At 61.4% G+C, this 24,013-nt stretch carries 25 protein-coding genes; 9 read left to right on the top strand and 16 right to left on the bottom strand.

Translation table 11 applies throughout. From position 1 onward, the window contains the following. Positions 1-50: 50 nt before the first annotated feature. Positions 51-1,166 carry a pyridoxal phosphate-dependent aminotransferase gene (locus ACR1XU_RS09305; RefSeq protein WP_480905896.1) on the top strand — a complete coding sequence of 372 codons (1,116 nt, stop codon included), beginning with the start codon at positions 51-53 and terminating at the stop codon, positions 1,164-1,166. A gap of 98 nt (positions 1,167-1,264) precedes the next feature. Here the strand turns inward: ACR1XU_RS09305 and ACR1XU_RS09300 are convergent, their stop codons facing one another. From ACR1XU_RS09300 to ACR1XU_RS09275, 6 genes are all read right to left on the bottom strand, one after another. Next, positions 1,265-2,455 carry a pyridoxal-phosphate-dependent aminotransferase family protein gene (locus tag ACR1XU_RS09300; RefSeq protein ID WP_480905627.1) on the bottom strand — a complete coding sequence of 397 codons (1,191 nt, stop codon included), beginning with the start codon at positions 2,453-2,455 and terminating at the stop codon, positions 1,265-1,267. A gap of 51 nt (positions 2,456-2,506) precedes the next feature. After that, entirely contained in the window at positions 2,507-3,142 is a 636-nt protein-coding gene (locus ACR1XU_RS09295; RefSeq protein ID WP_170613197.1) for a bifunctional 4-hydroxy-2-oxoglutarate aldolase/2-dehydro-3-deoxy-phosphogluconate aldolase, read from the bottom strand. A 3-nt stretch (positions 3,143-3,145) separates the two neighbouring features. Continuing rightward, on the bottom strand, positions 3,146-4,951 hold the full coding sequence (edd, locus tag ACR1XU_RS09290) for a phosphogluconate dehydratase (RefSeq protein WP_480905630.1): 1,806 nt from the start codon (positions 4,949-4,951) through the stop codon (positions 3,146-3,148). Between the two features lie 2 nt (positions 4,952-4,953). Continuing rightward, a complete protein-coding gene (zwf, locus tag ACR1XU_RS09285; RefSeq protein WP_170613200.1) occupies positions 4,954-6,399 on the bottom strand; it encodes a glucose-6-phosphate dehydrogenase in 1,446 nt (481 codons plus the stop codon). 119 nt (positions 6,400-6,518) lie between these two features. Beyond that, the gene (gene ptsP / locus ACR1XU_RS09280; RefSeq protein WP_480905633.1) at positions 6,519-8,762 is read right to left on the bottom strand and encodes a phosphoenolpyruvate--protein phosphotransferase; all 2,244 of its coding nucleotides are present in this window, start codon (positions 8,760-8,762) and stop codon (positions 6,519-6,521) included. 46 nt (positions 8,763-8,808) lie between these two features. Beyond that, entirely contained in the window at positions 8,809-10,047 is a 1,239-nt protein-coding gene (locus tag ACR1XU_RS09275) for an aspartate kinase (protein WP_170613204.1), read from the bottom strand. Between the two features lie 166 nt (positions 10,048-10,213). Here ACR1XU_RS09275 and ACR1XU_RS09270 point away from each other — a divergent pair, with 166 nt between their 5' ends. Beyond that, positions 10,214-10,570, top strand: coding sequence for a hypothetical protein (locus ACR1XU_RS09270; protein WP_480905636.1), 357 nt, complete (start codon positions 10,214-10,216; stop codon positions 10,568-10,570). On the opposite strand, the gene ACR1XU_RS09265 is transcribed toward ACR1XU_RS09270, so the two are convergent. The 5 genes from ACR1XU_RS09265 to ACR1XU_RS09245 form a co-directional block, all read right to left on the bottom strand. Continuing rightward, positions 10,564-11,202: an SDR family oxidoreductase gene (locus ACR1XU_RS09265; RefSeq protein WP_480905639.1), complete on the bottom strand. Its 639-nt coding sequence runs from the start codon at positions 11,200-11,202 to the stop codon at positions 10,564-10,566. The two genes, ACR1XU_RS09270 and ACR1XU_RS09265, sit on opposite strands and share 7 nt — an antisense overlap. Positions 11,203-11,205: 3 nt before the next feature. After that, complete coding sequence (locus tag ACR1XU_RS09260; RefSeq protein WP_480905642.1) at positions 11,206-11,661, bottom strand: DUF1178 family protein; 456 nt, start codon at positions 11,659-11,661, stop codon at positions 11,206-11,208. Between the two features lie 51 nt (positions 11,662-11,712). Then, entirely contained in the window at positions 11,713-12,198 is a 486-nt protein-coding gene (locus ACR1XU_RS09255; RefSeq protein ID WP_170807784.1) for an NUDIX hydrolase, read from the bottom strand. A gap of 128 nt (positions 12,199-12,326) precedes the next feature. Further along, a complete protein-coding gene (locus ACR1XU_RS09250) occupies positions 12,327-13,073 on the bottom strand; it encodes an EcsC family protein (protein ID WP_321251549.1) in 747 nt (248 codons plus the stop codon). 53 nt (positions 13,074-13,126) lie between these two features. Next, positions 13,127-13,621: a GNAT family N-acetyltransferase gene (locus ACR1XU_RS09245; protein ID WP_170678090.1), complete on the bottom strand. Its 495-nt coding sequence runs from the start codon at positions 13,619-13,621 to the stop codon at positions 13,127-13,129. A 73-nt stretch (positions 13,622-13,694) separates the two neighbouring features. Here ACR1XU_RS09245 and ACR1XU_RS09240 point away from each other — a divergent pair, with 73 nt between their 5' ends. Continuing rightward, positions 13,695-14,300, top strand: coding sequence for a flavin reductase family protein (locus ACR1XU_RS09240; protein ID WP_480905646.1), 606 nt, complete (start codon positions 13,695-13,697; stop codon positions 14,298-14,300). Between the two features lie 139 nt (positions 14,301-14,439). Here the strand turns inward: ACR1XU_RS09240 and ACR1XU_RS09235 are convergent, their stop codons facing one another. After that, positions 14,440-16,074: a SulP family inorganic anion transporter gene (locus tag ACR1XU_RS09235; RefSeq protein ID WP_170807780.1), complete on the bottom strand. Its 1,635-nt coding sequence runs from the start codon at positions 16,072-16,074 to the stop codon at positions 14,440-14,442. A 219-nt stretch (positions 16,075-16,293) separates the two neighbouring features. Between ACR1XU_RS09235 and ACR1XU_RS09230 the strand changes: the two genes are divergently transcribed. Beyond that, positions 16,294-17,166: an S-methyl-5'-thioadenosine phosphorylase gene (locus ACR1XU_RS09230; RefSeq protein ID WP_480905649.1), complete on the top strand. Its 873-nt coding sequence runs from the start codon at positions 16,294-16,296 to the stop codon at positions 17,164-17,166. A gap of 2 nt (positions 17,167-17,168) precedes the next feature. On the opposite strand, the gene ACR1XU_RS09225 is transcribed toward ACR1XU_RS09230, so the two are convergent. After that, positions 17,169-18,029 (bottom strand): alpha/beta hydrolase, encoded by an 861-nt coding sequence (locus ACR1XU_RS09225; RefSeq protein ID WP_480905652.1) that lies wholly within the window; start codon positions 18,027-18,029, stop codon positions 17,169-17,171. A 222-nt stretch (positions 18,030-18,251) separates the two neighbouring features. On the opposite strand from ACR1XU_RS09225, the gene ACR1XU_RS09220 reads away from it, so the two are divergent. After that, complete coding sequence (locus tag ACR1XU_RS09220) at positions 18,252-19,268, top strand: DUF418 domain-containing protein (protein ID WP_480905655.1); 1,017 nt, start codon at positions 18,252-18,254, stop codon at positions 19,266-19,268. Positions 19,269-19,318: 50 nt separating this feature from the next. Then, positions 19,319-19,948 (top strand): LysE family translocator, encoded by a 630-nt coding sequence (locus ACR1XU_RS09215; protein ID WP_480905658.1) that lies wholly within the window; start codon positions 19,319-19,321, stop codon positions 19,946-19,948. A 2-nt stretch (positions 19,949-19,950) separates the two neighbouring features. Here ACR1XU_RS09215 and ACR1XU_RS09210 read toward each other — a convergent pair whose 3' ends face one another. Continuing rightward, complete coding sequence (locus ACR1XU_RS09210; protein ID WP_480905661.1) at positions 19,951-20,124, bottom strand: hypothetical protein; 174 nt, start codon at positions 20,122-20,124, stop codon at positions 19,951-19,953. A gap of 107 nt (positions 20,125-20,231) precedes the next feature. On the opposite strand from ACR1XU_RS09210, the gene ACR1XU_RS09205 reads away from it, so the two are divergent. From ACR1XU_RS09205 to ACR1XU_RS09195, 3 genes are all read left to right on the top strand, one after another. Then, positions 20,232-20,366: a hypothetical protein gene (locus ACR1XU_RS09205; protein WP_480905663.1), complete on the top strand. Its 135-nt coding sequence runs from the start codon at positions 20,232-20,234 to the stop codon at positions 20,364-20,366. Between the two features lie 80 nt (positions 20,367-20,446). Then, complete coding sequence (locus tag ACR1XU_RS09200; protein ID WP_170619414.1) at positions 20,447-20,986, top strand: adenine phosphoribosyltransferase; 540 nt, start codon at positions 20,447-20,449, stop codon at positions 20,984-20,986. Positions 20,987-21,156: 170 nt separating this feature from the next. Continuing rightward, complete coding sequence (locus tag ACR1XU_RS09195) at positions 21,157-21,639, top strand: fasciclin domain-containing protein (protein ID WP_480905666.1); 483 nt, start codon at positions 21,157-21,159, stop codon at positions 21,637-21,639. 34 nt (positions 21,640-21,673) lie between these two features. Here the strand turns inward: ACR1XU_RS09195 and ACR1XU_RS09190 are convergent, their stop codons facing one another. Then, positions 21,674-23,089 (bottom strand): FAD-binding oxidoreductase, encoded by a 1,416-nt coding sequence (locus ACR1XU_RS09190; RefSeq protein WP_480905669.1) that lies wholly within the window; start codon positions 23,087-23,089, stop codon positions 21,674-21,676. Between the two features lie 38 nt (positions 23,090-23,127). Further along, the gene (locus ACR1XU_RS09185) at positions 23,128-23,946 is read right to left on the bottom strand and encodes an MBL fold metallo-hydrolase (protein WP_480905672.1); all 819 of its coding nucleotides are present in this window, start codon (positions 23,944-23,946) and stop codon (positions 23,128-23,130) included. Positions 23,947-24,013: the final 67 nt, after the last annotated feature.

Below are 24,013 nucleotides of genomic sequence, written 5' to 3'. Positions count from 1 at the left end.
CATCTGACCTGATGCTTGCCCAACCCGCCGCCCTACGCTTATCTGCGCATATGACTGATCCGCGCTACACCCCGCTTGCCCGATCCCTGCCCGCCACCGTCCCGTTTGTCGGGCCCGAAACGCAGGAGCGTGATCGCGGTGCCCCGTTCGTGGCCCGACTGGGCGCGAATGAGAGCGTGTTTGGCCCCTCGCCCCGCGCCATTGAGGCGATGCAACGTGCCGCGAGCGAGATCTGGATGTATGGCGATCCCGAAAACCACGAGCTTCGCCACGCCCTGGCCGATCACCACGCCGTGTCCGTGAAGAATATCGTGGTGGGTGAAGGGATCGACGGGCTATTGGGCTATCTGGTTCGGCTGCTTGTCGAGCCGGGGGATGCGGTTGTGACCTCGGACGGGGCCTATCCGACCTTCAATTACCATGTCGCAGGCTTTGGCGGCGTGCTTCACAAGGTGCCCTACGCGAAGGATAAAGAAGATCCGGTGGCGCTGTTTGCCAAGGCGGCAGAAGTGGATGCCAAGCTGGTCTACCTGGCCAATCCCGACAATCCGATGGGAAGCTGGCATGCGGGTGCCGATATCGTGACCGCGCTGGACGGATTGCCCGATGGCTGCCTGCTGGTGCTTGATGAGGCCTATGTCGAATGCGCACCGGAAGCAACGGCAGCGCCCGTCGCGGCGGATGATCCGCGCGTGATCCGGATGCGGACTTTTTCTAAAGGCTATGGCATGGCCGGCGCGCGGGTCGGGTACGCCATCGCGGCACCGGGGCTGATTGCGGCCTTCAACAAGGTGCGCAATCATTTCGGAATGAACCGGGCGGCGCAGGCCGGGGCGTTGGCGGCGTTGCGGGACGGCGCATGGCTGTCCAACGTTCAGGGGCAGATTGCCGAGGCGCGCGACAGGATTGGCGCGATCGCGCGGGAGAACGGGTTGGGCCCGCTGCCCTCAGCCACCAATTTTGTTGCCATCGATTGCGGGCGGGATGGGGTTTTTGCCAAAGCGGTTCTGGATGCGCTGGTGGCGCAAGGTATCTTTGTGCGGATGCCCTTTGCCGCACCACAGAACCGCTGCATTCGGGTTAGTTGCGGCGCGGCGGCCGATCTGGATGCCTTTGCGGCCGCGCTGCCCGGGGCGCTTGCAGCGGCTAGGGCGGAACCGGCCTGAAGCGCTGTGCCGGGGGGCTGTCTGCCCCCCAATCGCGCCCTAGGCGCGATCCCCCCCGAGGATATTTTTGGCCAGATGAAGAGACGGTTCTTTTCGGACTAGCCCGCCAGCGTTGCTGCCGCAGCTTCGAGCGCCCCTTTGCCGCGCGGGATATTCAGGGCGGCCATGGCGGTTTCCATTCCGCCCAGCATCGCCATAACCATCTGAGCGTTCACATGGCCCATGTGGCCAAGCCGGAAACAGCCGTCCCAGTCCTCCATCCCCAGACCGATTCCCAAGGTCAAACCCAGCTCTCGCTCGGTAAAGCTGCGCAGCGTCGTGCCCTGACCGTCGGTCAGGCGCAGGGCCGTGACGGCGTGGCTGCGAAAGGCGCGGTCGGCGACATTGAGCTGCAGCGCACCGCCCTGCGCCCAAATCTCACAAGCGCTCCAGATCGCGTGTGCAAGGCGTTCGTGGCGGACCCACACCTGGTCGAGCCCTTCGGCATGGATCAGGTCCAGCGCGGCGCGCAGGCCGTAAAGGTGATGCGTCGGCGCAGTGCCGTTGAAATACTGGTAGAACAGGTCGGGATTGGCGCGCGGCTGCCAGTCCCAGTATTGCGACACGCGAGGCATGGCTGCGCGTTTGGCCTGTGCTTTGTCATTGAAGAAAACAAAGCCCGTACCGGCGGGGGTCATCAGGCCCTTCTGGCAGGCCGTGACCATGACATCGACCCCCCAGTGATCCATCTCGAACCGTTCGCAGCCCAGCGAGGCGATGCAATCGGCCATAAGCAGCGCGGGGTGGTCAAGTTCGTCCAGCAGAGCGCGAAGGGCCGGGATGTCGTTGCGCACCGAACTGGAGGTATCGACATGAACCGCCAGCACCGCCTTGTAGCGGTGTTCTTTATCGGCGTGTAGAGCTTCGGCGATGCGGTCAAAATCCCACGGCGAGGCGGTTCCGAAATCGATCAGGTCGACCTGCGCTCCGATGCCCTCGGCCATTTCGGCCCAGCCATGGGTAAACCGGCCCGACGCAGGGGCCAGAACGGTTTCTCCCGATGCGATCACATTGGACAGCGCGGCCTCCCACGTGCCGTGGCCGTTGGCGATATAGATGGCCACGTCATGCTGCGTGCGCGCGACGCGGCGCAAGTCGGCGGTCAGCGCCGGCATCATGTCGATCAGTTCGCCGTCGTAGATATTGGGCGATGGGCGATGCATGGCCTGCAGCACCGCATCGGGCATGACCGAAGGGCCGGGAATGGCCAGATATTCGCGCCCCCGCGCGAGGGAAACTTGCTGTGTCATTAGGTCGCCTTGCCTGAATTGGCGCCTAACCTAACGCAGGTTGCGGCCGCGTCAATCCACCAGTTGCGAGGCCTCGCGCGCAAGTGACTCGATACCTGCCCAGTCGCCATTCAGCACCATTTGCTTTGGCGCAACCCAACTGCCGCCGGCGCAGACAACGTTGGACAGCGACAGGTAATCGCGCGCATTCGCGGGCGAGACGCCACCGGTCGGGCAGAAGCTGATCTGCGGCAGGGGCGCACCGATGGCTTTCAGCGCAGGCGCGCCGCCCGAGGCCTCGGCCGGGAAGAATTTCAGCATGTCGTAGCCCTGTTCCAGCAGGCGCATCGCTTCGCTGGCGGTGGCGGCGCCGGGCAGCAGGGGCAGGCCTTCGGCCTCGCAGGCGGCGATCAGGGCGTCGGTTGCACCGGGCGAGACGCCGAACTGAGCGCCCGCTTCTTTCGCCGCACGAACGTCATCGGGTGTGACCAGCGTACCCGCGCCAACAACACCGCCGGGCACCTGCGCCATGGCGCGGATGGCGTCCAACGCGGCAGGCGTACGCAAGGTAACCTCGAGCGCGGGCAGACCACCGGCCACGAGCGCTTCGGCCAGCGGGCGGGCCTGTGCCGCATCGTCGATCACAAGTACCGGGACAATGGGTGCGAGGGCGCAGATTTCGCGGGTACGTTGGGTTTTGGATGTCATGGCTCAGGCTCCGAAAATACTGGCGCCAGCATCGGCTGAGCCGACGTTGCCGCGGAACGCCGCAAACAGGTCCCGCCCGGTGCCGTGTTGGTTGGCCGAAAGGTCGGCGGTGACTGGTGTGCGGTCCAGAACGCCGGGGGTCAGAATCTCCAAATCCCCCTTCACTGCGTCGACGCGCAGCAGGTCGCCGTCCTGCAGATACGCGATGGCACCGCCATCCAGTGCCTCGGGGCAGACATGGATCGCAGCCGGGACTTTGCCGGACGCACCGGACATGCGGCCATCGGTGACCAGCGCCACCTTTTGTCCCCTGCCCTGCAGGATCGACAGGATCGGCGTCAGCGAGTGCAGTTCGGGCATGCCGTTGGCCTTTGGACCCTGAAAGCGGACGACGACAATGACGTCACCGGTGAATTCTCCGGCCTTGAAGGCGGCTTTGACCTCGTCCTGATCGTGGAACACGCGGACCGGGGCCTCGACCACCTGGTGTTCAGGGGCGACGGCGGAGACCTTCATGACGGCGGTACCCAGATTGCCGGTCAGGCGGGACAAGCCGCCAGTGGGCTGGAACGGGTCTTTGGCCGGGCGCACGATCTTTTCGTTCAGGCTGTGGCCCACGCCGTCTTCCCAGATCAGTTCGCCACCGACCAACTTGGGTTCTTTGGTGTAGTTGTGCAGACCCTGTCCCGCAACGGTCAGCGTATCGGGATGCAGCAGGCCGTCTTCCAACAGGGTTCCGATGCAATAGCCCAGACCGCCTGCGGCGTGGAAATGGTTTACGTCGGCCAGACCGTTTGGATAGACCCGCGCAACCAGGGGAACGACGGCGGAAATGTCGGAAAAATCCTGCCAATCCAAAACGATACCGCCTGCCCGCGCCATCGCGATCAGATGGATCAGCAGGTTGGTCGAGCCGCCGGTGGCCATCAGCCCGACGATGCCGTTCACAAAGGCGCGCTCGTCCAGGATCTGATAGACCGGCGTGTAGTTGTTGCCCAGCGCACTCAGCGACAGGGCGCGACGGGCGCCTTCTTCGGTCAGGGCGTCGCGCAGGGGCGTGTTGGGATTGACGAAGCTGGAGCCCGGCAGATGCAGGCCCATGAACTCCATCAGCATCTGGTTGGTGTTGGCGGTGCCATAGAAGGTGCAGGTGCCGGGGCCGTGATAAGCGGCCATCTCAGCGGCCATGAGCGCATCGCGCCCGACCTCGCCGGCGGCGAATTGTTGGCGGACCTTGGCTTTTTCGTCGTTGGGCAACCCGCTGGTCATGGGACCGGCTGGCAGGAAGACCGCCGGCAGGTGGCCGAATGATTGCGCACCGATCACCAGACCGGGGACGATCTTGTCACACACCCCCAGAAAGACGGCAGCGTCAAACGTGTTGTGGCTGAGGGCGACACCTGTGGCCAGCGCGATGACATCGCGGGAAAACAGCGACAGCTCCATTCCGGCCTCGCCCTGCGTGACGCCGTCGCACATGGCCGGTACACCGCCCGCGACCTGCGCCGTGCCACCCGCTGCGCGGATCGCATCGCGGATCAGGGAGGGGTAGCGCTCAAACGGCTGATGGGCGGAAAGCATGTCGTTATAGGCGGTAACGATCCCCAGATTTCCAGCGGTTCCGGTGACCATGGCCTGTTGATCCGGTCCCGCGCCCGCATAGGCGTGGGCCTGACCGCTGCAGGACAGATGTGCGCGGGCCGGGCCTTTTGATCTTGCCTGCTCCATCCGATCCAGATGAGGACCGCGCAGGGGCACGCTGCGGTCAATGATCCGTTGGGTGACATCGGTGATGACAGAGTGAACCATGTTTAACCTCCGATCTGACGCCAGCGGCGGCCATCGCGATGCATCAGCATCAATGCTTCCTCGGGACCAGAGCTGCCCTGATCGTAACGCGCCGGGCGGTCGCCGCGGTTTTCCCAGCCCTGAATGATAGGGTCGACCCAGGCCCAGGCGGCCTCGGCCTCGTCCCCGCGCATGAACAGGGTCTGGTCGCCTCGGATGACGTCCATCACCAGACGCTCGTACGCGTCCGGCGCTTGTGCTTCGGCGCCCAGGGCGTCAGCAAAGCTCATGTCCAGCGCCACATCCGACAGGCGGAAACCGCCCGGACCGGGATCCTTGATGGTGGTTCGCAGTGTAATGCCTTCGTCCGGTTGCAGGCGGATCACCAATACATTGCCGCGCAAGTGACCGACATTGGGGAAAATCGTGTGTGGCGGGTCACGGAAAAACACCGCGATCTCGGATTCTCGGGCGCGCAGGCGTTTGCCGGTGCGCAGATAGAACGGCACGCCCGCCCAGCGCCAGTTGCCCAGATGGACCTTCAGCGCGATGAAGCTTTCGGTGCGGCTGGCTGGGTTGCCGACATGATCGACATAGCCACCTTTGCCATGAACCGCCCGGTATTGACCGCGGGCAATGTCGGCCGGTGCGACGGGTTCAAGCGCCTCAATCACCTTTACTTTTTCATCACGTACCGAATTGGGCGAGAATTTCGAAGGCGGTTCCATCGCGGTCAGGCACAGAAGCTGAACCAAGTGGTTCTGGATCATGTCCCGCATGGCGCCGGACTGATCGTAGTACGCACCGCGCCCCTCGACCCCTACCGTTTCGGCCACGGTGATCTGAACGTGATCGATATGGGTGGAGTTCCAGAGCGGCTCGAACAGGGAATTGGCAAAGCGCAGGGCCATCAGGTTCTGCACGGTTTCCTTGCCCAGGTAATGGTCGATCCGATAGATCTGATGTTCCTCGAAACAGGCGCGCAGCCCCTCGTTCAGGGCGCGGGCCGAGGCCAGATCGTGGCCAAAGGGTTTTTCCACCACGATACGGCTGTCCGGTGTGGCCAGGCCGTTATCCTGCAGCCGCTGCGCAATCCCGGCAAACAGGCTGGGGCCCACCGACAGATAGAACGCCCGGACAACATCGTCGCGCAGGACCTTGCCCAGCTTGTCCCAGCCCTTTTCGCCCAGCGCGTCGACTGGCACGTATTCCACCCGCTCGAGAAAACGATCCAGCGTTTCTGCTTTGAACTCGGGCGCGAATTCCTGCATCGACGCGCGCACCTGATCGCGGAAACCGTCGCTGTCCATTTCCGTACGGGCGGTGCCGATGATCCGGGCCTCGTCCGGCATCTGCCCGACTTCGAAACGGTGATACAGGCCCGGAAGGATCTTGCGCTGCGCCAGATCGCCTGATGCACCAAACAGCACAAGGTCGAACGGGTTGACGGGAATTACACGTGAAACCATGACCGGGCTCCTTCAGAACACATTCGGATCACCTTAGCACCAGATCGCTGCAATACCGGTATCGTAGATTATGTTATCGCTAACACTCGTGAGGTGAATAGGCAAAGCAGGCGCAAAGATCAACCCTGATTTCGCAACCACTCCATAACCGAGGCCCGCACCGACTGTTCGCCGCGATGCCGGGCATCGGCGATGATCTTGCGCACTTCCTGCAGGTTTGCCCGCAGCAGAACGCTTTTGACCGGGCCGATCGAGGCCGGACGCATCGACAGCGACCGGATGCCCATGGCCGCAAGGCACAGCGCCTCGACCGGGCGTCCGGCGTCCTCACCGCAGAAACTGAGTGGTGTGTTCGAGATGTTGCAACGCTCGACAATACGTTCGATGAAGCTGAGGAAGCTGACGTTCAGCGTGTCATAACGGCGGCGCACCAGTTCGTTTTCGCGGTCGGCCGCAAAGAAGAACTGTTTCAGGTCGTTGCCGCCGATCGAAATGAAATCGACCTCGTCAAAGAATTTTTGCGGGGCGAAGGCCAGCGACGGCGTTTCAAGCATCGCGCCCACTTCAAGCGTCTCAGGCAGGACATGGCCCAGACGTTTCTCCCGCTCGATGGTTTTGTTGACCTCCCAGCGGGCTTCGCGGAACTCGTCGGCCTGCGCCACGAACGGGAACATGATGGTCAGCGGGCGGCCGTTGGCAGCGCGCAGCAGCGCCTGCAGCTGCATGCGCATCACGCCGCGCTTGTCCAGACCCACGCGGATCGCACGCCAACCCAAAGCCGGGTTCGGTTCGGCCACGTGCTTCATGTAAGGCAGAACCTTGTCGGACCCGATATCCAACGTGCGGAACACAACGCGCTTTTCCCCCGCCGCATCCAGCACACGCTGATATTGCGTCACCAGCTCCGATCGTTTGGGCATCTGGTTGCGGATCAGGAATTGCAGCTCGGTCCGGAACAGGCCCACGCCTTCGGCCCCGGAGTTGCCCAGCGACGGCAGGTCGGCCATCAGGCCCGCATTCATCACCAAGTGTATTCGCTCTCCATCGCGGGTAACGGTCGGTGTATCGCGAATCGAGGCGTAGCGTTCCTGCGCCTTGGCCTGCATGGCGATTTTGTCGCGGAAGGCGCTGACTACTGTGTCTTCGGGGCGCAGATGCACGACGCCGTTGTCGCCGTCGACCAGAATGTGGTCTCCGTTCAGGGCCTCGGTCGTGATGCGACCGACATGCACCACAAGCGGAATCGCCAGTGCCCGGGCGACGATGGTGGCGTGGCTGCCGACGGAGCCTTCCTCGAGAACGATGCCTTTCAGCGACCGCCCGTATTCCAGCAGATCGCCGGGACCTATATTGCGGGCAATCAGAATCGGATCGGGCGGCAGGTCCGCCCCGTTGGTATTGCCCTGTCCGGTCAGAATGCGCAGCAGCCGATTGCTGAGATCGTCAAGGTCGGCCAGCCGTTCACGCAAGTACGGGTCTGTCACCTGCTCCATCCGCGCGCGGGCCTGAGACTGTTCCTTTTCCACCGCAGCTTCGGCGCTGAGACCGCGGGCGATGTCTTCCTCCATCCGGCGCATCCAGCCCTTGGAGTTGGCAAACATGCGATAGGCTTCCAAAACCTGCAACTGTTCCTTGTCGCCGCCCTGCGAGATTTCGAGCATCTTGTCGACGCCCACGCGCAATTCATCGACCGCTTCGGTCAGGCGCTCGCGTTCGCGGTGGGGATCGTCCGCGATCGGGTTTGTCACGACAACGCGCGGTTCATGCAGCCAGACATGGCCTTCGGCAGATCCTTCCTGCGCCGGACCACCGGTCAGCTGGACCGATTGCTGGTGCAGCGGCGACAGGGCCGCGCCCTCGCCGACAAAGGCGCCAAGCTCGGCCATCTCGGCCAGAACCATTGCGACCACTTCCAGCGCATAAATCTCGTCGGCGGAAAACTCGCGCGCCTCGCGTGATTGCACGACCAGCACGCCCAGTTTTTCGCCAAGCCTTTGCACCGGAACGCCCAGGAAGGACGAAAACCGCTCCTCACCCGTTTCCGGCATATAGCGGAAGCCCTTCGCCGAAGGAGCGTTTGCAGTGTTGACCACCTTGCCCGATTTCGCCACCCGGCCCACCAGACCTTCGCCCATGCGCATGCGGGTCTTGTGCACCGCCTCGGGCGACAGCCCTTCGGTGGCGCACAGCTCCAGCGTTTCCTGATCGCGGAACAGGTAGATCGAGCAGACCTCGGCCCGGATACTGTCGGCGATCAGATGCGTGATCCGGTCAAGACGTTCCTGACCGGCGGCCTCGCTCGCCATTTCTTCGCGCAGCCGCCCCAGCAGCTTGCGGGATTCAGTTTCGGTGCCGTCCGCCATGGCCAAACCAATTTACGGTGTCAGGCAAAACCCTTGGTTGAAATGCTCAGGCCGCCTTGTCCAGTTCAAAGGCATCATGCAGTGCCTGAACAGCAAGTTCCATGTATTTCCGGTCGACCAGAACAGAAATCTTGATCTCGGAGGTTGTAATGACCTTAATGTTGATCCCCTCATCCGAGAGTACCTTGAACATTTTCGCTGCCACACCCGATTGCGAACGCATACCGATACCGACAACCGATACCTTGCAGACGTCATTGTCGGTGACCAGCTCGGCGTAGTTCAGCTCGCCCTTTTCCTTGATGGCATGCAATGCCTTTTCGGCGCGGGCAACCTGGTCGGTCGGGCAAGAGAACGTCATGTCGGTCCGGCCTTCGTCCGAAATGTTCTGAACGATCATGTCGACATTCACGCCTTCGTCGCTGAGCGCGGTGAAGATGGTCGTGGCGATGCCGGGGCGGTCGGCCACGGACACCACGGTCATTTTGGCTTCGTCGCGGGAATAGGCCACACCGGCCACAACATTGGATTCCATGATATCCTCCTCGTCGCAGACCAGAGTGCCGGCCTCGTCGGATTGTTCTTCGAAACTAGAAAGAACGCGCAGTTTCACCTTGTAACGCATGGCCAGTTCGACCGAACGGGTCTGCAAGACCTTCGCCCCCAGCGAGGCCAGTTCCAGCATCTCTTCGAACGCGATCCGGTCCAGCTTGCGCGCTTTTTCACAGATGCGCGGATCCGTGGTGTAAACCCCGTCCACGTCCGTATAAATGTCGCAGCGTTCGGCATCGAAGGCTGCGGCAAAGGCCACTGCCGTGGTGTCCGAACCACCCCGGCCCAGCGTGGTGATCCGACCTTCGGGGCTGATGCCCTGAAAGCCTGCAACCACGGCAACCTTCATGCCTTCGGCGAATTTCTGGTTGATGTTGCCGGTCGGAATGTCTTCGATCCGGGCCTGACTGTGTGCGCTTGTGGTCAGCAGCGGAACCTGCCAGCCCTGCCAGCTGCGCGCGGGCACGTCCATTTCCTGCAGTGTCAGCGCCATCAGGCCAGCAGTAACGTTTTCCCCTGAAGATACGACCGCATCATATTCGCGCGCGTCGTACAACGGCGATGTTTCGTCGACCCAGCCCACCAGTTCGTTGGTCTTGCCCGACATGGCCGAGACAATGACGATCACGTCATAGCCCTTTGCCACTTCAACGCCCACGCGCTTGGCCGCGCGGCGGATGCGGTCGAGATTGGCAACCGAAGTGCCACCGAATTTCATCACGAGTACGGGCATGGGGGCAGGTGTCTCCGCGCCTTTTATTTCTGGTCCCGAGCCTCATAAGCGAGGGGGGGCACAAGGGCAAGGGCGCAAAGATGTCCTGATTGGCGCGCAGGCCGACTTTACAATGGGTTCCTGCGGTGCCAGCCTGCGTCTGACACATCCTTCACGAGGTTTTTTCATGTACCGTCTTGCTGCTGCCTTTGCCCTTTTGTCCTCGTCCGCTCTTGCTCAATCCGCGACACTGGCCGGAACCGATGGCAAGAACGCACTGGGTACCGTTCCCTGCGCCGCCATTGCCGGTGAACCTCTGCGCTCGTGCAACGCCGAGCTGCGTCGCCGCGACGATGGAACCGCGACACTGGCCGTTCAACTGAGCACCGGCGAAGTGCGGCAGATCTATTTCACCAATGGCGAACCGGATTCCAGCAGCTCGACATCGAAAATAACCTCCGAAACGCGTGGCGACATGATGGTGATCTTCATCGATCCCGGCGAGGTTTACGAGATTCCCAAGGCGGCACTGGCCACTCAGTAAGGGTGCGCCTGACCGTCATAGGTTTCAAAACACCCTGAACTGTCCAGGTTCAGCGTGTCGAAACGTTCGATCAGGCCCTCAACGGCCTGATCCACGGTGATGGCGGCCGCCGAGCCACCCATATCGGTCTGCACCCAGCCGGGGTGATAGATGCCGACGGCAATGCCCTCACCCTGCAGATCTGCCGCCAGATTCCGCCCCAGATTCAGCGCGGCGGCCTTGGATGCACGGTAGATGTAGCTGCCACCGGGCGCGCGCGTGTGCGAAGCCATTTGCGAGGACAGAATTGCGATCCTGCCTCTGGCCGCACGCAGGTTCGGCAACAGGGACTGGACCGTCAGAAAGACGCCGGTGACATTGGTCGCGAATGTCTGCGCCCACATGTCTGCCGGATATTTTTCGATGCCATGTCCTTTGTCGAGATAGACGCCTGCATTGCAGATCAGCAGATCAACAGGTTGACCAATCAGCCGTTCAGCCATGGCAGCGTGATGAGCGGGTTCTGCGACGTCCAGCTTAATCTGCGCACTGTCATCGCGCGCGGTTCCGATGACGTCATCACCCCTGTTCCGGTACCTTTCGGCCAGCGCCTTTCCAATACCGCGATTGGCCCCGGTGATCACAACGCGCACCGGTCAGTTCGTCTTTCGGCTGGGAACAAATGGCAGCGGGGCGACCGGAACACCGTCCTCGATCAGGGCCTTGGCCTCTTCCGCCTTGGCCTCGCCATAGATGGCACGGTCGGGCGCTTCGCCGAGGTGGATCTTGCGGGCCTCGGATGCGAAGTCCTTACCGACGTAATCCGAATTCTCTTCTACCTGGCGGCGCAGTTGCGTCAGGATCTTTTCGATCTCAAGCGATGGTTTTGCAACATTGATCGGCGCGGGCTCGGCCGGCGCGGGTTCCGGGCGCGCCACGGCATTGCGGGCGGGCCGGACACGGGGGGTCATGATCGCCTTTTCCGCCTGCACACAGCCGCAAACCGCGCATGTCACCATGCCCGCAGCTGCAAGTTTGTCGTAGGCGGCGGCCGATTGAAACCAACTTTCAAATGTATGGCCGTTGCTGCATTTCAATGCGTACTGAATCATGTTTCGCCCAAAATACGTGTTACAAAATAGATACCGACCAATACCGTAATATCAAGCCCTTCCGGCCAGAAGTTGGCAGGGATATTGCCCAAAATCCCGCAACAATACGGAAAGTTCCGGCGAATTGACCCTTAAAGCAGCCTTTTCCGGAACGCACCATTCCCGCTTGCGCTCGTCGCTTTCCGGGAAATCCGAAGCCAGTGAGCTTACCAGCATCGCGAACACATCAACTTCGCACAGAAGTGTCCGTTTCTTGGAACGGTGCTTGATGTAAGTATACCGCCCCATCGCCTTTTTGTCGCACCGACCGACGGCGCCCGCTTCTTCCCACGCCTCCCGCTCGGCGGTTTCTGACGGGCTGAGCCCCAGGATAGGCCAGCCTTTGGGTATGATCCAGCGCCCGGAACGGCGGGTGGTAATCAAAAGGATCTCGGGCCGGTTTTGATGAATCCGGTAGCACAGCGCTGCCGCCTGTGAATGCACAGGACAAGCCCCGGCCTTGCGCCGAGAAGTTGGCGAATGCTTCGCGTTGTTCACGCTACCGCCTTTCAAATGGTATTAACGCCTGTTTTTCAGACCGAATTTCTGCTCTTATTTTGGGTCTGCTGAGGGTAAACATACCACATGATGCGGTACTTACCAAGCGGGACTGCAAAAGTCGGGCGTTATTTCATTCGCGAAGCCAAGCGGCGCACAAGTTCGTCATGCGGGATGTCAGCATCCACCGCCAGTCGGCGCAATCCGAAATGGACACGGGCAATCTGTTGATAGTAACGGGAATAGACATAGTTCGTGCTGCCTCCGGCCAAAGCACCCAGAACCGGAATGGACTGGGCCGCCAGTTTCTGGCCCAGAACCACCGACAGGCGCGGTGCAACCGCCGCGATCAGGCGCTGCATGGCCGGTCCGGTCAACGTCAGGCGCACGGAATAGAACCCCAGATCAGCCCCGTCATCATCTGACAGGGGCCCTGCGGCAGACAGGACCCGGACGCAATCGAATTTCACACCTTCTTCGGACGGGTCAAATCCTTCTCGGGCAGCGGCCCCCTGAATGGCACGCAGCAGCATGGCCGTTGTCGCGGGCAGCTCCATCAGGGCCGTCGACAGACCGCCCATACCACCTGCCGCTCCCATGGCCGTGCTGACGACGGTATTCACCCAAGGTTGCTGGTCGGGTATCGCCCGGCGTGATCCTTCTGCGGCGTGCATGGCAATCCAAAGCGCCTGCTCTGTCGCGCCGGTCAGACCCAGACGCACGGGCTCAGGCAACTGATCCAGCAGAGATTCTGCTGATCCGCCAAGCGCATTAAGCAGTTTCACCCCCGCGCCACCGGCGGACCGGTAATGCGCTGCAAGCCGATCCAGTTCAGCGTCGGCATCCAGTTCTTCAACAAGAACCACGTTCTGCATCTGCCTCCTCCTCAGTCAGAAAGATCGGCACTCAGCAGGGCAGTTTCAATAGTTCAGCGGGTCCAGCGTGATACGAGGCCCTGCACCCCGCCCCATTTGCCGGGCACAAGTTCCAGCCCCAAAACACGGTCAGGATTGGTTGGCGGCGGCATTTCCACATGCTTCAGCAGCGAAAAACCAAACCGCGAGTAATAGGGCGCGTCCCCCACCAGCATGACCCGCGCCCAGCCTTTCTCGCGCCCGGCCTGCAACCCCTCGTGGATTAGGAAACCGCCAAGACCCTCGCCCTGATGGGTCGGGTGAACTGCCACCGGACCCAGCAACAATGCATCATGATCGCCGACATGGACCGGCCAGAACCGGATCGCACCGGCCAAAATACCCTGCCCGTCGCGGGCAACAAGCGACAGGCCCGCCACCGGTGGCACATCATCGCGCAAACGATAGGAAGACAGAGCCTCGCGACCGGGGGCAAAGCACAGGTCATAAAGCGCCTCGACCTCCCACCAGTCATCCGGCTGTTCCGGCCTGATCTTGAATTGCTGCACGCGCGCCCTCTTTTCCTTGCTGGAATTCGCCCTAGCACTTCGATACGCCTTGGGCAAACGCTTGGAGACCTTGATGTTCTATCGCCCCGAAGACGGCCACGGCCTGCCGCACAACCCGTTCAACGCCATCATCACCCCCCGCCCGATCGGCTGGATTTCGACGCGCGATGCGGAAGGGGTCAACAACCTGGCGCCTTATTCTTTCTTCAACGGGGTCGCCTATACGCCGCCGCAGGTGATGTTTGCCACGACCGGCACCAAGCACGATCAGGATGGCGGCAAGGACAGTATTGCCAATATCGAGGCCACCGGCGTTTTCTGCGTGAACGTCGTGGCGCATGCCCACCAGGATGCCATGAATGCCAGTTCGGCAGGTCTGCCGAAGGAAATTGACGAATTCGCCCATGCCCGGCTGACACCGATCGAGTGTGAAACCATCCCCTGCTCCCGGATCAAGGGCGCGCCTGCGGCTCTGGAATGCCGATTGACAAAGATCGTGACCCTGCCCGGAGAGGCCAACCGGGTGGTGTTCGGAGAAGTCATCGGTGTTCATCTCGATGACGCGCATATCCGCGACGGGCGATTTGACGTCACCTCGTTCAAACCGCTGGCCCGTCTTGGATATCGGGACTACTCGGTTGTTACTGAGCTGTTCGCGCTCGAACGCCCGGACGATTGAGGGCGCAGAACAAGGGGGGCGCTGCCCCCGCCGCGGCAAGCCGCGACTCCCCCGGGATATTTTCGGCCAGATGAAGAAACGGATCCTTCATTCATCTGGCCCCAAATATCCCGGAGCGCGAGGCAGAGCCTCGCAAAAATCAGTGGCCGCCCAATATGCCGGTACGGACCGAATAGTCGACCGCCAGTTCGTAATCCGGGTCGTCGTCGCTATCGACCATCAGATGTCCGGCTTTGTTGAGCAGTTTGTGGCAATCCCGGCTCAGGTGGCGCAGCATGACCCGCTTGTCTGCCGCCTCGTATTTGGCCGCGATATTCTCGATGGCCTGCAAGGCGGACTGATCCACAACCCGGCTGGCGGCGAAATCGATAATCACGGTTTCGGGGTCGTTCTGCACGTCGAAGATTTCAAGGAAGCCTTCCGACGACCCAAAGAAAAGCGGCCCCTGAATTTCATAGACCTTGGCGCCTTTTTCAGTCTCGGAATCGCGGGTGACCGCATGGATGCGTTTGGCGTTGTTCCAGGCATAGGCCAGCGCCGAGACAATCACGCCGACGACAACGGCGACCGCAAGGTCCTCCATCACTGTCACGACGGTGACCAGTACGATCACAAACGCGTCTGTCAGAGGCACTTTGCGCATGATGTTGAACGAGTTCCACGCAAAGGTGCCGATCACGACCATGAACATCACACCCACCAGTGCCGCCAGCGGGATCTGTTCGATCAGGGGGGCGGCAAACAGGATGAACACCAGCAGGAACAGGGCGGCAGCGATCCCCGCGACACGTGTGCGCCCTCCGGATTTCACGTTGATCATCGACTGGCCGATCATTGCACAGCCGCCCATGCCGCCGAAGAAACCGGTCACGACGTTGGCTGCGCCCTGCGCGATACATTCCTGCGAGGCGCCGCCGCGCTTGCCGGTTATCTCGCCCACGAGGTTCAGGGTCAGAAGGGATTCGATCAATCCGATCGCGGCCAGAATGACTGCATAAGGCAGAATGATCTCGAAGGTTTCCCAGTTCAACGGCACCATCGGGATGTGGAAGGCGGGCAAGCCGCCTTCGATCGAGGCCAGATCGCCGACGCGCGGCACGTCCAGCCCAAAGCCGATCACCAGTGCGGCGACAACCACGATTCCAGCCAGCGGGGCCGGCACAATACGCGTGATGCGTGGCATCACCCAGATGACCGCCATGGTCAGAGCAACAAGGCCCAGCATGGTATAAAGTTGCATGCCCGACAGCCATTCACCGCCGCCCATGCCGTGACCGGTGTTTTCCATGGTTCCCGGCACCTTGAACTGCCCCATCTGGGCCAGAAAAATCACAATCGCCAGTCCGTTCACGAAGCCCAGCATCACCGGATGCGGCACCAGCCGGATAAACCGCCCCCAATGCATCGCCCCCGCAATGACCTGCAGGATACCCATCAGAACAACCGTGGCGAACAAGTACTCGACCCCGTGCTCCGCCACCAGCGCGACCATGACCACGGCCAGAGCGCCGGTTGCACCCGAGATCATGCCGGGGCGGCCGCCGATCAGAGCGGTGATCAGACCGACAAGGAACGCGGCGTACAACCCGACCAGGGGGTGTACGCCAGCAACGAAGGCAAAAGCCACGGCCTCGGGCACCAGTGCCAGGGCGACGGTCAGACCCGAAAGCAGCTCGATCCGGATACGCGACAGGGTGAAGCCTTCGTCCGGCATCCAGCGCAGATCGGGTATGGCAAGGCGATTGGCAAAACTTGCCAGCAAGGCTCGGGGCATTGGACGGTCCTGTCGGTTTTGATTGGTTCGCGCGAAGCGCGCCTTGTACCCGCCATTTCCCCCGCGAGGTACAGCATCTGGCGGGAACCTGCCATGCGCTGAGCACATAGCGAGATCACGGTCCACAGGGTCAGGCGCACAATCGGTTGAAACCACTTGTCAAATGGCCGCTGGCGGCTCAGAAATTTCAGGAAAGAAATTTTGGATCGGAGAAACGACGTGACCCAGACAAAGATTGCCGTCATTGGCGGATCGGGCATTTATGACATTGACGGGCTGGAAAATGCACAATGGGTTAGTGTCGAAACGCCATGGGGGGCACCGTCGGACCAGATTCTGACCGGATCGCTTGAGGGGATCGAGATGGCGTTCCTGCCCCGGCACGGACGGGGGCATGTGCATTCGCCGACCGAGGTGCCATATCGCGCAAATATCGACGCGCTCAAGCGGCTGGGCGTGACGGATGTGATCTCGGTTTCGGCCTGCGGTTCGTTTCGCGAACACATGGCACCCGGCGATTTTGTTATTGTAGATCAGTTTATTGACCGAACTTTTGCGCGCGAGAAGAGCTTCTTCGGAACCGGCTGCGTGGCCCATGTCAGCGTTGCCCATCCCACCTGCCCGCGTCTGGGCGATGCGTGCGAGACCGCGGGCAAGTCGGCAGGCATCACCGTGCATCGCGGCGGCACCTATCTGGCGATGGAGGGGCCGCAGTTCTCCTCGCTGGCGGAATCGAAGATGTATCGCGAGCACTGGGGCTGTGATGTCATCGGCATGACCAACATGCCCGAGGCCAAACTGGCCCGCGAGGCCGAGCTTTGTTACGCATCCGTTGCCATGGTCACGGACTATGACAGCTGGCATCCGGATCACGGCGAGGTGGATGTGACCACGATCATTTCCACCCTAACCGGCAATGCGGAAAAGGGTGGCGCGCTGGTCAAGGGGTTGCCGGCCTTGCTGGGGGCCGAGCGTGCGCCCTGCCCGCATGGCTGTGACCGGGCGTTGGAGTTTGCGATTCTGACCGCACCGGAAAAGCGCGACCCGGCCTTGCTGGCCAAACTGGATGCGGTCGCCGGGCGGATCCTTTGACGTCAGTTTTTTGTCAGGCTCTGTTCGACCACGTCCCAAAGGCCGCGCGACCAGAGATCGTTATGTGTGCCGTCGGGGATCACATGAAGCTGCGCCGTATCCCCGGCCAGAGCCGCCAATGCCTGGGCGTGATTCAACGGGATGGTTTCGTCCATCGTGCCGTGGAAGATCAGGGTCGGCACGGTAACATCGTCGATGATGTCCCGCGTCGCGAACTGATCTTTCATCAGGGTTGAGACTGGCAACCAAGGATACCGCTCGGCCGCGACGTCGACCGTTGCAGTAAACGGCGCCTCAAGCACGAGCAGTCTGGCATCCGGGCGTTGTTCGGCCACCGCAGCCGCGACCCCGGTTCCAAGGCTTTGGCCATGCAGGACAACGGTCTCGCCAGCGCTGCTCAGCCTGTCGAACAGGTGCACCCCGTCGGAAATCAGCGCCTGTTCGGATGGCTCGCCCCCGCTTCCGGGAAACCCGCGATAGCTGGGCGCAAGCAGCCCGTATCCGCTGTTCAGGATTTCGCGAAACCGTTCGGACCGGTCACCAAGGTTCCCGGACTGGCCATGAAAGAACAGAACGGTCGGCGCGCCGTCGATGGCCGGAGGCGCGGACCAGGCCGTCAATACCGTGCCATCGGACATCGGCAGCGAGATCACGTCGACATCCGCCAGCCCGACCGCAGCAGGTTCGGGCAGTTCGCCCTCGGGCTTGAACAGCAGTGACTTCTGGTTGAGGTACATGTAGCTGACCGCGCCGATGTACAGAACGGCCCCGGCCAGAACGAGCCAGGTCAAAGCGCGCCGGATCCGGGCGATACCCGGCCCGGCATCTTTTGCATCCGGTTTTGCGTGTTGCGTCTGTACCATTGGCCCCTCCGACACTCAGGCTTGCATTACAGGTCTGACGCTTTGAGCCGTATTTCAAGGCTCGGGTACAGTGCTTTATTGAATCTTAATTTGTTGCCACGAAGCCAGCCAGCGCAGGTTTCGCACTTTACATGGTTGAAACGCGCGGCGACCTCTCCATGTTGACGAAGATTATCGTGTGGCGGCAAATATTTAGCCGGACACCGCCAAATGTGAGGACCGATGACACGTCTCAAGGCGCTGGATGCCGCCCGCTACTTGGCCTTTTGCGGCATGGTGCTGGTCAATTTCCGCATTGCAGCCAGCGTGGAGCCGGGCCGTGACTGGGCCTCGGCCCTGGTCGACGCGCTTGAGGGGCGCGCGGCTGCGCTGTTTGTGGTGCTGGCCGGGGTTGGCATCGGGTTGTCGCAAATTTCTGCCAGCCTGCTGTTGCGCCGCGCCGCATTTCTATTCGGGCTGGGCCTGATCAACATGACCGTGTTCGACGCGGACATCCTGCATTTCTACGCGCTGTATTTTGTTGTCGGCGCGGCGTCCCTGACCACCCCGACGCGCGGCTTGTGGCTGGGCGCGTTGGGGATTGTCGCACTGTCGGTGCTGGCGATGCTCAGTTTCGACTATGACCGGGGCTGGGACTGGGCCACCCTGACCTACACCGACCTGTGGACCATGCCCGGGTTCCTGCGCAACGCGCTATTTAATGGCTGGCATCCGGTCCTGCCCTGGGCCGCGTTCTTGCTGATCGGGATGGCGATCGGGAGGACACAATTGCAAACCCTGTGCATTCAACATCGCCTGATCATCTGGGGTTTGGCCGCCGCCGTTCTGGCGCTGTTTCCGCAAATGCTGATCCACGACCCCGAACTGAAGGCCTGGCTGGGCACCGAATCCATCCCGCCCGGTCCGTTCTATGTCATGGCGGGCGCGGGGACGGCATGTCTGATTATCGGGCTGTCACTCAAACTATGGCCAGTGATAGAGCGGGCAAAACTGGCCCCTGCCCTGGTAGCGCCGGGCAGGCAGAGCCTGACCCTGTACATGGCGCATATCCTGATCGGGATGGGCATTCTTGATGAGGCCGGATTGCTGGACGGCTCCCTGACCGCGCCGCAGATCGTCGGATACGCACTGCTGTTCTGCGCCGCATCGTCGCTTTTTACCCTGATGTGGTTCCGCCGCTTCAAGCGGGGCCCGCTTGAGGCGCTGATGCGATGGGCAATCGAACCACGTAAGGCTTGACGGCAGCCGCGCGGCAAGTCTTTCTGTGAGACGATATTACAGGATGCCTCATGTCGACAGATCTATGGCTGGCCTTTGTCGCCGCTTCCACCGCCCTGCTGCTGATCCCCGGGCCGACGGTTTTGCTGATACTCAGCTACGCCTTGTCGAAAGGACGCAGTGTCGCCGTCGCCTCGGCCACTGGCGTGGCACTTGGCGATCTGCTGGCGATGACGGCATCCCTGCTGGGACTTGGGGCGCTGGTTCTTGCCTCGGCCACCTTGTTTTCCGTTCTGAAATGGGTCGGGGCGGCCTATCTGGTCTGGCTGGGTATCAAACTGCTGCGCAGCGCCCCGTCAGGCGGGCTGAACACCGTCCGCACCGAGCGCGAGGTGACGGCGCGCGGCGTTTTTGGCCATGCGGCGGCCGTGACGGCGCTGAACCCCAAGTCCATCGCCTTTTTCATCGCTTTTGTGCCGCAGTTCCTGCGCCCGGATGACCCGCTGGGCCCGCAGTTCACGATCCTGATTGCTACATTTGTCGGGTTGGCCTGGCTGAACGCGCTGGCCTATGCGCTGCTGGCCGACCGACTGCGCCTGATGATCGGACGTGCCAGTGTCATCACCGCAATGACCCGGTTCGGCGGATTGGCGTTGATCGGAATGGGATTTGCAACCGCCATTCTGCGCCGCCCTGCCTGACGCTACCCCTCGGCGCGTTCCTTCATGAACCCACGAATGAAGCGTCGGATTTCGCGCGCGGCCGAGGTGTCCAGCTCTTTACATAACTCGACAAAAGCGTCACGCTCATCCCTGTCCAGCCGCAGGACCAACTGACTGTTTTTCCTGGTAGAACCTTTACCGATTTTCTGTGCCACGCCTCTGGACCCTGTCAAATTCTCGATTCCTTTAGCTGCGCATTGTATATACATTGCATAGAGAATGTAGATATCGTGTGCATAACAATAAAACAGGACTTGTAGCAATGAACCTTAACGTCGCTCAGGCGTTTCTCCTGAAAGATCAACGCAACTGGCGCAAGCCGCATCTGTCGTGGCTGCCTGTGGGACGTTACTGCTACTACGGCCTTCCCATGGCGCTGCCAAAGCGCCGCAGGTGAGCCCGAAAAGCCAAACTTTGCTTGCGTGAAAGGCACGGATAGGCCAAACACCCCGCGTAGCACGAGGCAAGGGGTCGCGCATGCCCAAACACACTACGGTCAAGGATTATATCCGCACCATCGTTGATTTCCCCCATGAAGGGATCATGTTCCGGGACGTCACCACGCTGTTTGCGGACCCGCGCGGGTTTCGTATGGCCATCGACCAGATGCTGCACCCTTATGCGGGCGAACAGATCGACAAGGTCGTGGGACTTGAGGCGCGCGGATTCATCCTGGGCGGAGCGATAGCGCATCAGCTGAGCGTCGGATTTGTCCCGATCCGCAAGAAAGGCAAGCTGCCCGGAACAACGATCAGCCAAGACTACAAACTGGAATACGGCGAGGCGATCGTCGAAATCCATGACGACGCCATTCAGCCCGGTGAAAAGATCCTTGTCGTCGATGACCTGCTGGCCACCGGCGGCACCGCCGCTGCCGGCATCAAGCTGATCGAACGGCTGGGCGGCGAGATCGTGTCATGCTCGTTCATCATCGACCTGCCCGATCTGGGCGGTCGCAAGGTGCTGGAAGGCATGGGCATGGATGTCCACGTCCTGTGTGAATTCGAGGGGCTGTGAGCCTCGGTTCAATCACAAAACCGTGAATGGAAATATGCGACCGCGCCGGCTTAGCGCGGTTCCCGTTGTGTTCAACCCAAACTTATCGACATATTCAATGATCTCTTCTTGAGAGCGGCCCGTAGCCCGGTAGATGCCAACAACGGCATTCCATCAAGGGATTACAGACCATGTTTCGCAAACTCGCAATCGCCGGCGCAGCAAGCCTTTTCGTCGGAACAGCTGCTTACGCTGACGGCCATTCCAAGGACATCGTTGACACAGCGGTCGGCGCCGGAAGCTTTGAAACCCTCGTCGCAGCCGTTCAGGCCGCCGAGCTGGTCGACACGCTGAAAGGTGATGGGCCATTCACCGTCTTCGCCCCCACGGACGAGGCGTTTGCCGCCCTGCCCGAAGGCACGGTTGAGACCCTGCTTAAACCCGAAAACAAAGACCAGCTTGTCGCCGTTCTGACCTACCACGTGGTGCCCGGCAAGGTGATGTCCGGTGACCTGTCCGACGACATGAAAGCCGCAACCGTTCAGGGTGGCGAGGTCACGATCGATCTGGACAATGGCGTGATGATCAACGATGCGAATGTTGTTCAGGCCGATATCGAGACGTCCAATGGCGTCATCCACGTTATCGACAAGGTCATCCTGCCTGGCTCGTAAGTGCAGTTCGCGGCCCGTATCACGCGGGCCGCAGTTATATCTTCAGGACAGCGCCCGGGTTCATGATCCCCTTAGGATCAAGCGCCGCCTTGATCGCACGCATTGCTGTTAGCTTGGCGGGATCTCCATAGCGTTCAAGATCACCCGTTTTCAGTCGACCCACCCCGTGTTCAGCGCTGACCGATCCTTCGAATTCGTGCACAAGCTCATGCACCGCATGCTTTACCTCGGCCCGTTGCGCGTCGAAGTCGGACCTGTCTCGGCCCTTTGGCGGGAACACGTTATAGTGCAGATTCCCGTCCCCGAGATGTCCAAAACAATTGATCCGGTACGGCCCAAGCCCGGCCACAATCTCCGCGCCGCGCCGAATGAACTCGGGGACACGCGAAATCGGGATCGAGATATCGTGGCTGGAGACCGAGCCGATCATCCGGTTCGCCTCGGGGATGTCTTCGCGCACTGACCACAACTCGTGACGCTGTGTTTCGTTCTGTGCAATCACACCATCGCTGACCAAACCGCGCTGACTTGCCTGTTCAAAAAGGTCCGCAAGCGTGTCTGTCGGAGAAAGCCCGCGCGACAAGCCCAGTTCGATCAGCACACACCATTCCGGCGGCACCGCAAAGGGTTGCCGGATGGCGGGCAGAACTTCGGACAGAAACTCCAGCCCCTGCCGGTGGATCAGTTCGAACGTCGATACCGCTTCGCCGACCTGGTCCCGCGCAAGCGCCAGAAGATCGATGGCGGCCTGCGCAGACGTCACCTGAAGCATTGCGGTTCCAATACCGGCCGGGCGCGGAAACAGCTTCAGTGCGGCCGCCGTGATGATCCCCAGCGTCCCTTCCGACCCGATCAACAGGTTGCGCAGATCATAGCCGGTGTTGTCCTTGCGCAACCGGCTCAGCCCGTTCCAGACGTCGCCGTTCGGCAGCACCGCCTCAAGACCCAGACACAGATCACGCGCATTGCCGTAGCGCAGTACGTTCACCCCGCCTGCATTGGTCGCGAGATTCCCGCCGATGCGACAAGACCCCTGCGCGGCAAGGGACAGAGGGAACAGGCGGTCGGCGCTTTCAGCAGCCGCCTGGACATCGGCCAGAATCGCCCCAGCCTCGGCCACCAGAACGTTCTCGGACGGATAGACCGCCCGGATGGCCGTCATTCGCTCAAGCGATATTAGCAGCGGCGGCGGCCCGTCTTGCATCACTTGCCCGCCGACCAGTCCCGTTCCGCCGCCATAAGGGACAACCGACACCCGTGCGTCGGATGCGATGCGGATCAGGCCCGCCACCTCGTGAACCGTGCGCGGCGCGGCCAGCAGGCCGACATGCCCGGCAAACCGGCGGCGCGGTTCTTCCAGATACCGCGCTGCGACAGGGCGCAGGATCGCGTCACCCAGTTCAGCCTCGATCCTTCGGGCAAGGGTTTCATCGGCGGGATAAAGTGTCATGCCCCTTCCTTGCCCAACTCACGCGGCTGCAACAAGTCTTATTCCAGATCAATCAGGTATTGCGGCTCCAGCACCACGACAGTTGGCCGGTCGGGCAGCGTCTTGAGGGACACCGTGACTTCGGAAACCCCGTCACGCTCCACCGGGAATGTATCCCGGATGTCGACCAGGAACCGATCCAGCGAAAACCCCGAGAACCAGTGCATCGGTATGATAACCGAGCTTTTGAGGCGCTTGAGGACAGTGATCATCTCGGGCAGGGGCATGGTCGTGCCTCCATCCACGGCCGCCATCACCACATCCAAACGTCCCAACGCGGCAAACTGCTCGTCCGAGGGGACATGGTGCAGATGCCCCAGATGGCCGATGCACAGGCCTTCGACCTCGAATACGAAAATAGAATTGCCCTTGGTCTCGACCCCACCCAGGGTCGATCGGATATCGGTCGACACGTTGCGCACCACCAATTCACCAAGATCAAGATAATGTTCGATCCCCTGCCCGAATTCGCCCCAACCCGGCAGGACATTGGGGATGGCAGGATCCGGATGCGCCGTCCAGTGCGTATTGTGGGCGTGGTTCATCGTCACCACGTCGGGGATCAGATCGGCGCTGCCGATGAAACCGGTGAAATCGGTGACCGAATTCAAGCCGCCCCGCGTCTGGATCAGAAAGGATGCGTGGGCAATGTAACTGATGCGCACCGAAAACTCGGGCACCGGGTCGGTCCACGCCGCCTTGTGCAGATACTCAATGCCCGGTGCCGCGTCTGCAATAGCAATACAATGGCTCGGTCGCCGCTCCTGCGCCGACACCGCTCCCGAGATTACCATCAATGCCAGAACCACCCAGCGCATGAGGAGAGTGTAGCGCAGAACGCCACCAAGTCATGCCCCTTGTTCATCTGAACGAAAATATCCCGGG

Source organism: Ruegeria sp. D1(2025), from assembly GCF_056536425.1.
This window is presented reverse-complemented; position numbering and strand designations above follow the sequence as displayed.